This is a genomic window from Methanothermobacter sp. KEPCO-1 (assembly GCF_008033705.1).
GTDB classification, from domain to species: Archaea; Methanobacteriota; Methanobacteria; order Methanobacteriales; family Methanothermobacteraceae; genus Methanothermobacter; species Methanothermobacter marburgensis.
Window position 1 is genome coordinate 26103 of sequence record NZ_CP042937.1, and the last position, 13892, is coordinate 39994.

At 43.9% G+C, this 13892-nt stretch carries 11 protein-coding genes; 4 read left to right on the top strand and 7 right to left on the bottom strand.

Going from position 1 to position 13892, the window contains the following annotated elements:
• Window positions 1-5: 5 nt before the first annotated feature.
• On the bottom strand, window positions 6-413 hold the full coding sequence (locus FVF72_RS00110; RefSeq protein WP_147670837.1) for a hypothetical protein: 408 nt from the start codon (window positions 411-413) through the stop codon (window positions 6-8).
• Window positions 414-1123: 710 nt separating this feature from the next.
• On the opposite strand from FVF72_RS00110, the gene FVF72_RS09325 reads away from it, so the two are divergent.
• Window positions 1124-1258, top strand: coding sequence for a hypothetical protein (locus tag FVF72_RS09325; protein WP_255503734.1), 135 nt, complete (start codon window positions 1124-1126; stop codon window positions 1256-1258).
• Window positions 1259-1271: 13 nt separating this feature from the next.
• Here FVF72_RS09325 and FVF72_RS09220 read toward each other — a convergent pair whose 3' ends face one another.
• The 5 genes from FVF72_RS09220 to FVF72_RS00130 form a co-directional block, all read right to left on the bottom strand.
• Window positions 1272-1433, bottom strand: a complete 162-nt coding sequence (locus FVF72_RS09220) for a hypothetical protein (protein ID WP_187239643.1) — start codon at window positions 1431-1433, stop codon at window positions 1272-1274.
• Between the two features lie 60 nt (window positions 1434-1493).
• The gene (locus tag FVF72_RS00115) at window positions 1494-3338 is read right to left on the bottom strand and encodes an ATP-binding protein (RefSeq protein ID WP_187239644.1); all 1845 of its coding nucleotides are present in this window, start codon (window positions 3336-3338) and stop codon (window positions 1494-1496) included.
• Window positions 3339-3461: 123 nt separating this feature from the next.
• Entirely contained in the window at window positions 3462-3896 is a 435-nt protein-coding gene (locus FVF72_RS00120; protein ID WP_147670839.1) for a hypothetical protein, read from the bottom strand.
• A gap of 229 nt (window positions 3897-4125) precedes the next feature.
• Window positions 4126-4656 carry a hypothetical protein gene (locus FVF72_RS00125; protein WP_147670840.1) on the bottom strand — a complete coding sequence of 177 codons (531 nt, stop codon included), beginning with the start codon at window positions 4654-4656 and terminating at the stop codon, window positions 4126-4128.
• Window positions 4657-4901: 245 nt separating this feature from the next.
• Window positions 4902-6092: a site-specific integrase gene (locus FVF72_RS00130; RefSeq protein ID WP_147670841.1), complete on the bottom strand. Its 1191-nt coding sequence runs from the start codon at window positions 6090-6092 to the stop codon at window positions 4902-4904.
• Window positions 6093-6919: 827 nt separating this feature from the next.
• Between FVF72_RS00130 and FVF72_RS00135 the strand changes: the two genes are divergently transcribed.
• The 3 genes from FVF72_RS00135 (at window position 6920) to FVF72_RS00145 (ending at window position 10146) form a co-directional block, all read left to right on the top strand.
• Complete coding sequence (locus FVF72_RS00135) at window positions 6920-7789, top strand: nuclease-related domain-containing protein (RefSeq protein WP_013295672.1); 870 nt, start codon at window positions 6920-6922, stop codon at window positions 7787-7789.
• A 179-nt stretch (window positions 7790-7968) separates the two neighbouring features.
• A complete protein-coding gene (locus FVF72_RS00140) occupies window positions 7969-8781 on the top strand; it encodes a DUF368 domain-containing protein (protein ID WP_147671950.1) in 813 nt (270 codons plus the stop codon).
• A gap of 123 nt (window positions 8782-8904) precedes the next feature.
• Window positions 8905-10146, top strand: coding sequence for a putative PEP-binding protein (locus FVF72_RS00145; RefSeq protein WP_013295670.1), 1242 nt, complete (start codon window positions 8905-8907; stop codon window positions 10144-10146).
• 32 nt (window positions 10147-10178) lie between these two features.
• Here FVF72_RS00145 and FVF72_RS00150 read toward each other — a convergent pair whose 3' ends face one another.
• Window positions 10179-13790: a PAS domain S-box protein gene (locus FVF72_RS00150; protein WP_013295669.1), complete on the bottom strand. Its 3612-nt coding sequence runs from the start codon at window positions 13788-13790 to the stop codon at window positions 10179-10181.
• Between the last annotated feature and the right edge of the window lie 102 nt (window positions 13791-13892).

Below are 13892 nucleotides of genomic sequence, written 5' to 3' on the forward strand. Positions count from 1 at the left end.
ACCACCTACATTAACCTCTGCTGGAGTTCCTCTGAAATCAACCTGTGCAGGTAGAAACCCCTGTGCCTGCAGGACTCCACATCCAGGACAAAGGAGGACCCATCATCCCTGAGGGCCGTGAGGGGTACAAAGAACCAGTGCCTCACCTCAGGTATCAGAGTCGTGACAAAGGGCCTCGCCCTGAACCTGGTTGCAAGTCTCCTCAGCTTCCAGATGTAAGCCTTGGGGAGTTCAAAGACCTCCATGTATGGCAGGAGGACCATGAACAGAAAAACCGTTTCACCATCACCTGCAAGCATGAGGTGCATTTCACGCTCCCTGATACTGAGAACATCAAAATTCTCCTGCATGAGGGACCTCTTGAGGTCATTCTGGCGATTCAAGAACGCCTCACTGTTGACATACTCACTCAATTCCAGACCTCCACAAGGTTTAATGCCGTGGACAGGTCCGCCGTGGTGGAGGGACCCTGAGGGGGGGAGATTCGGCCGGAGAGGGACACAATCTGAATTTCATAATTAATTGCATGTGGGACCTGTCCACCGACACTTTCATATTAAACTGAATAAAAAAAGTAATAAAAATTTATGGGTACAGAAACAGCAGATAAACCTGTGAATCTCATTTAAGCCATCCATCAATATGGGATTGTTGAAGGGGGTTGGTGGGGGTGGGCGGGTGGGGTGTACAAGTTAGATCCAGAGCCCATAAAAACTGGCCCCACTCCAGGGCCCCCAATATGTCTGATATACAGCATGTGTATATCATGATATACATGGGGTGTATATAACTCTCCGAGGGTACCCCTTAGTTGGGGCTGATATCGATATACATATATCGTAATACATCACCTGATATACGGGGTGTGTATATCAGGGTGTGTGGGGGTGATATACACTGAATGTATGCCTGTAGGGCCACCCTGATATACATATACACGATATATATATCAGGGTTTTCTCCAGGAGACCTTCGCTGGGTTATATACAGGGTGTGTATATCATGATATACATGAGGTGTATATAAATACTAAAAATGATTATTTTATTATTAATTATAATAAGATCAGGGAGGTGTTAATCTGGATAATTCCTGGAGACGGTTCTCCAATAAAAAAGTGCAGATGATCATAGAGCTACCTGAAAGACTGCTGACGGACCTCAGATTCATGGCCCTCCTCAAAGGCATGGATGAGGAAGAATTCCTGGAGAAAATCATAACAGACAAAATCAGTGACATTAAAGGCAAAAACAACTAGATTAAATTTCCAATTACCCTTTTTCCAGGTGATCAAGAATTATCTTCCGAATGTAGTTACTCATCGTGCTTCTTGCTGGGACCCTCCTCTTAAGGGCCTCAACCTCATCAGGGTAAAGCCTCACAACAACGGGTTTTGTGCTCTTGAAACCACCACCAGGTCTTCTACCAGCCAAAATAACACCTCTCACTTTATTTATCCAGAAATAAGGAGTAATCAAGTGCATTATATCACATTATCTTCTACATCTTTCCATCATGTTCTTTATATTCAAAAACCATCCTTCGATTTCATTCCATGTTCCCATTCTCGTGAGATGATCTTTTCTAATCTCTTTACAGCATTGGCCGCAAATTTTATTCTTTATATCTTTCTTCTCCATATTTACGCCGTTACTAATCAGCAGTTCTGGAATATCCTCACCAGTCCAATCATCACTAGTATCGAGTTCAATTCCAAAACACTCCTCGATTACATCCTTTGGGACATAATTTTCTATCTCGCGTAGTTCTGTAAGAGTTCCATAAGAGCCATCTCCCCTTTGATTGACTTTTTCAATAGCCTCAAGATACTGATTTTCATTGTCACTACCTTTGTCACTATCATATAAATGAAATTCAAGAGCATTTGTATTTTCTAGAACGCGACTGGCAATCCAATCTTTGAGACGAGATCCATTCATTGGCATAATCGTTAGAGTTCCAGCTTCCATCTCTTTTTTCAAGTCTATAATATTTTTTAGTTCTTCAATATTTTGATTAATATTCAAAAGGAAGTCCTTGTCAGTGGGGCCTTCAACACATACAACAACCTTGCCTATATCTGGAAGAAGACCCATTGTTTTTATAATCTTAGTTCCTATATCTTCATTAAAATCGTAAACCTTGGATCCCTCAGAATCTCTTTCGACATATTTTATGCACTCTATTTCAAAAATGCGCATCATGTTGGGACTGTGAGTGGTTAAAAAAACCTGATACTTTTCTCTCTCTGCTAACTCTATAAGAGCCTTTACAAGTCTTTTCTGCCATTTTGGATGCAAAGAAGATTCAGGTTCCTCTATTGCATAAATTACATCTACTTCATTATTTACCTCTTCCTTTGTTCTTGCAATGAGAGAGCTCAAAAGAACAAGCCTTCTGAAACCACTACCCCTTTTATTCATAGGTATATCGTCTTCTGTGTTAAATCCGATGTTTTTATATACACAATCCCATTTCAAATCCTCTGTAGACGGTATAGACGGAGTGATTTCTGTTTCATTTTTAGTCAGTGACCTGAACATCTCAATTGTGTTCTCTGCAAATGCTCTGATTTCATTGTCAATCTCCTCTGAAACTTCATTTAATCTGTTTAAAACATCCTCTCTATAGAATATTTCTTTTATCCTACTTTTAAGAGGATCTTGTAGCTCAGAATCTTTGTCCAGATTTTCCCTATCTACTGCAAACAAATTAAAAATAGGCATGTGCATTTTTAATTTATCCCAGATCTTTTTCAAATCTGTCCCGTCAATAGGGATATACACCTCTTCGAAAATTAATCGACCATCTCTTTTTGAAAAATAATCTCTTATAGCCTTCCTCATTTCAGCAGCTTTCCTTCTATCAGATACCACCAGTCCATGTTTATCAATAAAATCCCTGAGTTCACCTATCTTTTTTGTTATTAGACCACCTAGAAACTCATCATTGCATGGATGATAACATTTAATCTGTGTAGATGAAAGGTTTCCATTTCTAAATCTTTTCCAAATCTCCAATTTTCCATCCTTATTAAGCAAGTATTCCTCCTTTAGGGATGTTTCATTCGTTTCATCTATAATAATAGGATCTGGAAATCCCTCAAATTGAACACCTATGGCAAATTCATTAATACCCTCTCTTACAGCATCCTTATTCAAATCATCTTTCGTCGCTTTAATACTTCCTTTACCATCATAGAAAAACACATCCAGAGCTTCAAGAATTGAAGACTTACCCTGGTCATTTTTACCCAGAAAAACATTAATATCAGTTATATTGACTTCAGACTTCCTAAAAGACCTGAAATTTTCAAATGAAATATTTGAAATTTTCAAAATAGCACACTCCCCTATTTCTGAGAATACTTGTATTAGTCGAATTATTAAATTTTGTGATTGATATTGTTAAAAGAGAGTACTATGAAAAATTATTGAGACACGACAAAAAAGGAATAAAAGTTAAATATTCATTCTCAGGAGCTCCTCAAGTTCAAGTCTGGTTATACCACACTTCATAGCATGAAAACCAATAGTATCATTACCTGTGAACTCATTGATCTCCATAGGATCACAGTCAAATGACTCAGCTATGCTCTTAATGGACCTGATTGATTCCAGGATCTTCTCATCAACCTCAAAATCAGCAGAGTACCTGGACTCAAGAAGCTGGAGGTACTCACGCTTCTCCTCAATCTTCCTCTGCGTTTTCTTAAGGATGTCCTCAAGTTCACTGATCTCATCCTTCAGGAGCTCAATCTCAACACGGAGCCTCGTGCTTTCACTGCTGATCTTATTGGCAAAGTAGTCAATGGCATCCCCGTAGCTGTAATTACTGTTCTTTATTATCACCTTGGACTGAGGCTTGCACCTGGCAGAGACCAGAACCTTCTGCATAAACGTAATCACTCCCTCAGAAGCGTTTCAGCATCATCCAGGAGTTTAACCAGCCTCTCAAATGCATCAATGGCCTCCAGTATCTCCCTTATATCATCTTCACCAACACTATTCATAACAACACCTCCAAAATTATTACATAGTTGTATTAAGATAACACTATATAAATATTACTACATGGTAAGGGATAAGAAAATTATCAAAGAAAAAAATGTGATTCAAAAACTCTCTAATCACTCATCATTGTCTTTATAATTGTTTCAAAGTCCTCATTAGTAGTTTGATTAAAGTAATATGTGTCACCAAACCACTCCAGCGTAAACGTAGTAACGGGTGTAATGCTATACTTATCAAACAAACATACGTAATAAGCCCCATCGCCAACACAATACATTACACAATTTATTTCAACATCATCCTCGTCATACAAAGAAAATACCTCTCTCTCATACGGCCAGTCATTGTATTCAAACCATTGAATAAACCTATCTTCAAGAAAATTTGGCGGACAGCCTCTATAAGATGTAACGATCACATCAGCAGGATCTTCTTCACTCTCATTATCAACCTCAAATTTCACACTCTCTATGGCCCCAAAAAGTTCTTTATAATCTTTACTCTTGTTTACAATCTTCCAAGATTTAGGGTACTCAAATGTCATGTAATCGCCGTCATATACATTTGTATTCTCAATCGGGTCCTCAGAAGCCTGTAAATAAAGATTCAAGATATATGTTGACATACCAAGACCCGCCGCCATCAAAACAACCACAATTATAAAAAGTATGAGATATTTCCCTTTCATTTTACTTATTCCTCCGCAAATATGTACATCTAATTATTTAATTACATAGGTATAATTTTTTATATAATTTTTCATGCGAAACCACCAACCACAATTAAAATGTTAAAAAATCTAGAAATATTACATTACTTGCTTACGAATACCCTCCTAAGAAAATTCCAATATTAAAAAAGCAATCCATTAAAAACAAATGATAAAAGTCAGCTACTCGTTCTTTTACAGAATAATTCCTTGAATTCAGGATGGTCCTTGAATACTTGAATCAACTTCTCGGTCTTTTGAATCTCCTCCTTCATCTGGTTATAGATCTTCTCAACCTCTCTCAGGCGCCTGTAATCCCTATCCTCAATGGTCCTCACCTCAACACCATCAATTGAAAGATATGGGAGGGCCTTCATGTACCTCCTCTTGAGGTCCTCAGGATCCATGTACCAGTAGGCCCTATCCACATCAGAGATCTTATGACCTGCAAGGAAATCCGCCAGGACCTTGTCACCCAGCTTGTTAATGATGGTGGATATGAAGTACTTCCTGAGTGCATGGGCCCTCCAGAAACTGTAGGCACCATCCTTCTTCTTGAAACCCGCCTCAAGGCCTATACGCCTGAAATTCGTTACGATGATATCCCTGTCAATGTCCTCACCGTTTACCTTAACAAAGAGGGCCCGATCATAATCTCTGATGCGTATCTTTTCATTTCTGCCATACATCCGCTCCTTGAGGTAATTCAGGATCTCCTTCGTGGCCTCAGGTGGGATGAAGGTCATGTAGCGGTAGTTCACCTTCTTCCTGACAATATCCAGGGTTATGATCTCATCCATGAGTTCATCCCTGGCATTGAAGAGGTCCTCAACCGTTTCAAGTTCACGGCCGATGGCATCACCCGCGGCATCCAGGAACTTCCTGATGGTCAGCCTCCTGGCCTCTGCCTGCGCCATACCTGAGAGCGCCATGAGATAGATGAGGGCCTTCTCCCTGGGTGGTGCCATGCTCACAAGTGTCCTGAGTTCCTCCCTGGTAATGAGTTTGCCGTAGTTCTGCTCCAGGCAGATGTCCCCTGAGGGCTGTCTGAGTTTTGGCATTGTGATGTCCATGGCCTCATAGAATGACCTTACGGCGTAATAGTAAAGGCTGATGGTGGAGGGGGCCTTGCCCTCATCCTCAAGGGTCCTTCTGAACTTCAGGAGATGCAGGTTTATCTTGCGGTTTCTCATTCTGATGCCAGCCTCCTCCTCTTCCTCTGCCTCAGTTATGAGTTCTGCAGGGGTCATGCCTGTGACCATGCAGTACTTCTTGAGGCACTGGAGGTATGTTTTGAAGGTGGACTTCTCCAAACCCTTCCTGAGTACCCAGGTCTCAAATATCACATGGTCCGAATCTCCAAACTTCATACACTCTCCTCCAAAAATATTATTTAATACTGTCCCTTAAATATCTTATTACAAATAGTGTTTATTCGGACCATATGTTCGTAATAGTGACGTTTAACGAAGATAAATCAAGGTGTTATAAGATGGAAATGAAATCCGCCTGAAAACTCCAGATTCATCTTAATGTGTTATTTGATAAAAATAAAATGCCCCGAAAAACCTCCAGATTCATCGCCACATATACATCATATGATACAGATACCTGTATTTTGCACCGAATCTGTACCTATCTGAGGCATTATCATATGAACCCTCATAGGAGAACCTCTGGAAAAAGTTGGAAATTACTTGGATGATCAAAAAAGACATGATAACTCTGTTTTTGATTTTTTCATACTGTATACACATGCTGTATATCATGATATACACACCCTGTATATAACTCAGCGAAGGTCTCCTGGAGAAAACCCTGATATATATATCGTGTATATGTATATCAGGGCGGCCCTACAGGCATACCCTCAGTGTATATCACCCCCACACCCCCTGATATACACACCACGTATATCAGCTGATGTATTACGATATATGTATATCGATATCAGCCCCAACCGGGGGGTACCCTCGGAGAGTTATATACACCTCATGTATATCATGATATACACATCCTGTATATCATTGGCTTGTTATTCTCCACATTAATGATAGAGGTCTTGGCTGCTACATTGACAAGAAGTGTTTTATGCGGCGACAGTATTGTCATAAGCACACAAAACAGCACACATGGAAAAGAATATAATCACCTCCCCCCTATAAGTAGGAAAGGGAAATCTCTTTCAAGTGATATCATGGCCTACCTCATATGCGAGAACTGTAACCACTACTGGCAGATCAACAGTGAGGAAGAATTCTGGGCATTCCACATGTGTGATGAATGCGGCTCACCACTCCTCTACGTTAAAAACCTCAACGAATACCGTAAAATCACCAAACATGTCCCTGAATCCAGCAGAAAAACCCACACCCACAGGAAGGCCGATAACTACTGGAGGCTCTGGAGGGGCGGGAACCTCATCCTCATTGCAGGGGCATTGATGACACCTGCCGGAATATTACTTACAGTCACAGGCACGACATGGGGCATCACACCCGTGCTTCTGGGAATCATTCTCATGGCCCTCTCGGTGCCACTGATAAGGGCCAGTGAAAGAAGAGGTATGGGCTGGAGAAAGGGACATGAGGGTGAACTCATAGTGACAAACTGCCTCAGACGCCTGCCTGAAGGGTATCATATCCTGAACGACATCAAGCTCCCGGGGGCATACGGGAACATGGACCACGTGGTTGTGGGGCCAACCGGGGTCTACGTGATAGAGACAAAGTCCTATTCAGGGAACTACATCGTGAAGGGTGACCGCTGGTTCCTTAACGATGAACTCAGAAAGGAGGAGGTCAGGTCACCGTCCATCCAGGCCAAGAGAAATGCCGCAGCCCTCAAGGAATTCCTTGAAACCAGGGATATCTATGTCTCATGGGTTAATGCTGTGGTTGCATTCCTCAGCGCCTCCTGCACCATCATGGAGGAGGATGAGCACTGCAGGATCCTGAAGCCCTGCCATGTCCCGGAGCATATAATGGAGAGCCGCCTCATGCTGGGTGAGAGCAAGGTGAAAAGGATAGTGGATGCCCTGAGAAAACATGCCTCAGAGGTCTGGTAGGGTACATTTATGAGGGTAATTAGAATTCACATCAATTCTCAGCCATATGCATCGGGGAAGCTACATTTATAAGGTGGCTGGTTATAAATATCTTCTTCAATTCATGATCATGGAGGATTTAAATGGGTTACTATGACAGACTCAGGGGGTTCCTGGCAATATTCCTCAGGGGACTCTTCATGGGAAGCGCGGATGTTATGCCCGGTGTCTCGGGCGGGACAATCGCACTCATAACAGGTATCTATGAGAGGTTAGTCCATGCAATAAGTAAGATAAGGTTCGGATTCATAAAGCCCCTCATCACCGGCGACCTTGTTGGTGCCCGGAAGTCCTTGAGGGAGGAGGTTGACTTTGAACTCTTCGTACCCCTCCTTGCAGGTATAGCCTGTGCGATTCTCACACTATCAAAGGTTATACTCTTCTTCATAACCACCTACGTGGCATTCACCTACGCATTCTTCTCAGGCCTCATACTCGCCTCAGCATATGTGGTCTACCAGAAGATAGATGGTTTTTCACTCAAAAACCTGGCATCAGGTGCTCTGGGCCTCATATTCGCCTACCTCTTCGTGGGCCTCAACCCGATACAGGCAAACCACACACTCCCTGTTGTCTTCATATCTGGATTCGTGGCCATATGTGCCATGATACTGCCGGGTATCTCAGGTGCATTTCTACTTCTCCTGCTGAACCAGTATGAGTACATGCTGGGGGTCCTGAACCGTATGGCCATCGTTGAAATATTCACATTCCTTGCAGGGGCGGCTATTGGTATAATGAGCTTCTCAAGGGTTCTGGATTACCTGCTGAGGAACCATGAGGCCGTTACCATGTCATTTCTTGTGGGCCTCATGATAGGTACCCTGAGGCTCCCCTACAACAAGATAGCGATGGTGGATACCACATCCATCATAATATCCGTGGTGATTGGTATAATCGGATTTGCCCTCGTCATGATACTTGAGAGCAGATTCGACTACATAGACTACTGAAATTTAATTTTTCATTAAAAGCAATACCAAATTTTCTTTAATTTAATGGAATGTTTAAATTGGAAGGAATTGTGGTGCATATTGAGCATAGTATTTTAACATGATTAAACATATATAAATCATATGCAGATCCTGAGGGGTGTGGGTGCCGGTGCCGGAAGGCGAAGCGGAAAGGTGCGTATAATAAGGAACCTTGAGGATGCGTGCAGCCTTGAATGGGGAGAGGTGGCTGTCTTCAAAAAGATAGCCAGGGATATGCTGCCTGAAATCAAAAGGGCAGCCGCCGTTATAGCTGATTACGGTGGACTCACGAGTCACGCCGCAATAACACTCAGGGAACTTGGAATACCCTGCGTACTTGGAACAGAGATCGCCACCAGAGTTCTCAGGGAGGGCATGATAGTCACTGTGGATGGTAAAACCGGGAACATCTACCGGGGAGTCATGGACTGGGCGTCCAGGGATGATGTGATGGGGGTCCATGAGACAGCCACAAAGGTCATGGTGAACCTGAATTTCCCCTGGCTCGCAGCAAGGGTTGCTGAATTTGCCGATGGTGTTGGTTCTGTAAGGATAGAGAATATGGTCATAGAGACAGGAAAACACCCCTACCTGCTTTTGAAGGAAGGTGAACTCTCCAGGGTTCTTGAAAGGGGTCTTGAGGAGATACTTGAAGCATTCCACCCTAAACCTGTATGCTTCAGGACATTCGACATTCCGACAGATGAACTCACACACCTCCGTGGATATACTGAGCCCCAGGAGAGAAACCCCTTCCTGGGTATGAGGGCCATAAAAAGGGATCTCAGGGATACTGAGGTCCTGAAAGCAGAATTTGAGGCAGTGAGTAATCTCCTGGATTCAGGATACAGTAACCTTGAGCTGAAGTTCCCCTTCATAAGGGATATTCCTGAATATGTCCAGGCAGTTGAAATCCTTGATGAATCGGGCATAAGACCCCACAGGGACCTCAGGGTGGGCGCATCTATTGAAACACCATCCATGGCACTCCAGATAGATGAACTCCTTGACGAAGGTGTGGATTTTGTCTCACTTGGCCTCAGTGACCTCACCATGTGCAGCCTTGCAGCGGACAGGAGGAGCACCCGTGTTGCAGGTATCTTCAATCTATCACACCCAGCAGTCCTGGGAATGGTTGAGGAGGTGGTTGTTGCGTGCCATGAAAGGTGTGTGGAGGTCTATGCTGCTGGATACGCTGCAACAAATTACGTTCTGGTGAGGAAACTCGTTGAGATGGGTGTCGATGCTGTATCAACAAGCCCTGATAAGGTTCTGAGGATGAGGTCATTCATTGCAAAGGTAGAGGACTCGCTGATACTAAGAGCCATGGGAAGAAACAGTTAAAAAAGCGCCAATAATCAGCAAAAAGCAGGTGATTATGAGCCACTATCAATAATCGGGAAGGTTATCCTGAAGCAGGCCCCATCATGGTTTCCGTATTCAAGTTCCCCGTCGATCTGCCTTACAAGGTTTGCCACAAGCTGCATTCCAAGGGATGTGAGTTCCTCTATGTTGAAATCGGCTGGAAGGCCCCTGCCATTATCAGATATCTCAAGGACACAGTTATCACCGGTTTTTCTGATGGATACGCTTATCTTACCCCTATCCCCTGTGAATGCATGTTTCACCGAATTTGAGATTATCTCATTTGTTATGAGGCCAAGGGGGATGCATCTCTCCATCTCCACCATGATATCATCGTATTCAAACTTGAGTTCTATGAATCTTCTATCGTTTGACTGGAGTGTGACCATCTCATCTGCAAGTGTTTTGAGGTATTCCCCCAGGTTTATGGTGGATATGGCCTTTGACTGGTATATCTTTTCATGGGCGACCGCCATTGTCCTTACCCGCAGCTGGCTATCCCTGAGGATATTCAGGATTTCAGGGTTATCTGTGTAGGCTGACTGAAGCGAGAGGAGGCTTGCAACTATCTGGAGGTTATTCTTGACCCTGTGGTGTATCTCCCGGAGAAGCACCTCCTTTTCATAGAGGGATTCGACGATCTGCCTGTGCATCATTATCCTCTGAATTCCATCAGAGATTTCAGCTCCAAGTATCTCAAGGAATTCAGTTTTTTCTGGGATTTCATCGGCCTCTAAACCCAGTTTAAGGGTTCCCTTAACCTCGTCATCGACTATTATGGGTATTTCAGCGAAATTTTCATGCAGTTTAATTTCAGGGAAATCAGGAAGTTCTTCAGGGGCATCCATTCCCCTCTCCAGTCGCAGGTCGGGTTCAATGTAGGCTGCCGCTGATCTGAATTCAGGGCACCTTATGATGGCATCGAGAACCCGTTCCATGAAGATACCTGGATCATCTGTCTCCGCAGATTTGAGTATGATATTTATGAGCCTCAGATGATTCTGATGTTCCATCATCCTCTTCCTGTAGGCCAGCTGCCTCACTGCCAGGAGGTAATACTGTGAAAGGTGTTTAACCGCCCTCAGGTCTGATTTATGGAAATCTCCGCCCGTGAGGATTATCTCAGATTTCATATCCCCTGATGATGAACTGAAACGCAGACTGTCCCCTGCAGATGAGATTCCATCCTCTGAAATTGCCTCAATTTCCTCATTACTGAGGCTGCCTGATACCAGAATTTCTCTCCTGTTTTTAAGCCTTATGGCACCCTTCTCTGCACCTGTAACCTGGCATGCGGCATCAAGTATGTACTCTGTGAATTCCTCTATACTCTCAGCAGAAACCGCATGGGGGTATATCTCACTTAGAGCCATCCTGATCCTGAGTTCATCCCTCAGCTTGTGCTGGGACATTTTGAGTTTTGTTATATCATTGAAGCTCAGCACAACCTGACCTGAACCTGGAATATCACCCCTATGGACTATCATGTGGAGAATCCTATCATCGGCCTTCATCCTGATGAGTGCCCGGCATTTGTCCTGGAGTCCGTGGAGTTTCTCAAGGTCACCCTCATGGATGATATCGGCCATATTGATTCCCTCCGATCTGCCGAAGATCTCTTTAAAGACCCTGTTTGCCCTCAGAATATTGAAGTCCGTGTCTGTAACTGCAGTTGGGGTGGCCCTGTTTTCAAATATTGTCCTGTAACTTTCCCTTGATTTCTCGAGTTTTTTCTTGGTCTCAATATAATCTGTAACATCCCGCAGTATCTCCACGGCGCCTATGACCTCCTCATGTTCATCATAGATGGGAGATGTCCTGATCTGGAAATGCCTTCCCATGTGCCCCACATAGACCTCAGCGTAGATTGAATTCCCATCCATTCTGATGTTTTTGTACCTTTCAGGGGCATCTTCAGGTTTTAAAATGAACTCAAGAAGTCCAGGGGTTCTTTTACCGTAAAATGGAATTGCGTATGCCCTGTCACCCTCACCCATTATTTCTTCCTTCCTCACACCTGTGAGCTTTTCCATCTCCCTGTTCCAGGCTATAACCCTTCCATCGGTGTCAATTGCAAATGTAGGGTCTGGTATTGACTCAAGGATATCCCTGAATTTTCTGTGTTCAGTTCTAAGTTTTTTATGGGCTCTGTGGAGGTCTGTCATGTCCCTGACTATGCCCATCACAAGGTCCCCTGACCTGCTGACGGTAACCCTTGTGGGGAAAACCTCACCTGTGATTTTCCTGTGGAGCCAGTCGAATTCACACCTCTCACCGGACATTGCCCTTTCAATAATGGCCTGGGCCAATTCTGAGGACTTCCCATCCTTCTGGTACTCAGGTGAGAGTTCCCAGGGGGTTTTACCCTTTATTTCGTCCTCGCTAGCCCTGAAGAGTTCCAGGGCGGTTCTGTTACATTCAATTATTTTTTTGTCCTTCGTGAGGAATATGGCGTCCCCTGCATTCTCGAAGATTTCACGGTATCTGGATGAGATGGAATCAAGTTCACTTTCTGAGGTGATTCTCCTTAGGGTCTCTGCTGTGCTTGAGGCAATTTCCCTAAGGAATTTCATCTCCGCCTCATCGATTTTCCTCATCGCTGAAACCACGAGGTAGAATGGTTTTTTGCAGTTCTCCAGCTGGATGACCGCGGTTGACCCGCCCTTCCCTTTGTGGATGCCTTCCCTCAGATTGACATCAGGTATTGGGCCCTCACCTTCAGTAACACCGTCAGGTGTCCTGAATGATGCATGGGAGTATCCCTCATCAACCAGGAGTTTGCATATACCTTTCATGAGTTCAGACGGATCGGTTGAAACCGCTGCCTTAAGGTTAATTCTGCTTAGAAGTTCCAGGCATCTATTTGTCTTTCTAAGGCGCCTCTCAACCATCTTCTGCTCTGTTACATCCCTGAACATGCAGAAGCCGCCCTTGAACTGGGACAACTCAGTTATGGGGTGGCCTGAGAGGATCATCCATTTAGTGGTACCATCAGCTGCCCTGAAGCGGATCTCACGCTCCCCTGATGCACCCTTACGGCAGGAATCAAAAATACGCTCCATTGTTTTCCTGTCTCCGGGGTGGACAAAATCAAAGATGCTTTTTCCCGTAATGTCCCCGCGTCTGCAGGATAAAAAGTCAGCCATCCTCCTATTACAGTACTGTATAATTCCGTCTGAACTGAATATACAGACTCCCTCACCTGTTGTGTCCAGTATCTGCTGATACCTTCTGTTGGCATGGGAGAGGAGTTTCTGCATCTTGTTCTTGTACAGGGCGAGTTCAAGGGCGTATGCAAGTTCCCTTGAATTGAAGGGCTTCAGGAGATAGGCGTCCGGCTCAACCTCAGATGCCCTCTTGAATATCTTCCGGCTGGAATATGCTGTGAGGAACACCACGGGTACATCAATGACCCTTTTTATGGCGCTTGCGGCCCTTACTCCATCAACCTCTGACTGGAGGACTATGTCCATGAGGATGATGTCGGGTTTCATCTTGAGGGCGGTTTCAATGGCTTCCTCCCCGGTACTCACAGAAACCGCATCATATCCCCATGATTCAAGAAGCCTTACAAGTTCAAGTGCGGTTACTGCCTCATCCTCAACGACAAGGGCAGATGGCATGTATATATATATTGCTTTTCTTGGTATATTAAACCTTCTATGTTAAAGAAAAAAGGGTACTTCAATGAATGTTCTTCTTCTTTCCCGGTAATATTGACTGAA

Coding starts and splice junctions, on each gene's coding strand:
- FVF72_RS09325 (WP_255503734.1), top strand. CDS start 1,124: ATGATCATAGAGCTACCTGAAAGACTGCTGACGGACCTCAGATTCATG.
- FVF72_RS00120 (WP_147670839.1), bottom strand. CDS start 3,896: ATGCAGAAGGTTCTGGTCTCTGCCAGGTGCAAGCCTCAGTCCAAGGTG.
- FVF72_RS00125 (WP_147670840.1), bottom strand. CDS start 4,656: ATGGCGGCGGGTCTTGGTATGTCAACATATATCTTGAATCTTTATTTA.
- FVF72_RS00130 (WP_147670841.1), bottom strand. CDS start 6,092: ATGAAGTTTGGAGATTCGGACCATGTGATATTTGAGACCTGGGTACTC.
- FVF72_RS00135 (WP_013295672.1), top strand. CDS start 6,920: ATGGCCTACCTCATATGCGAGAACTGTAACCACTACTGGCAGATCAAC.
- FVF72_RS00140 (WP_147671950.1), top strand. CDS start 7,969: ATGGGAAGCGCGGATGTTATGCCCGGTGTCTCGGGCGGGACAATCGCA.
- FVF72_RS00145 (WP_013295670.1), top strand. CDS start 8,905: ATGCAGATCCTGAGGGGTGTGGGTGCCGGTGCCGGAAGGCGAAGCGGA.
- FVF72_RS00150 (WP_013295669.1), bottom strand. CDS start 13,790: ATGCCATCTGCCCTTGTCGTTGAGGATGAGGCAGTAACCGCACTTGAA.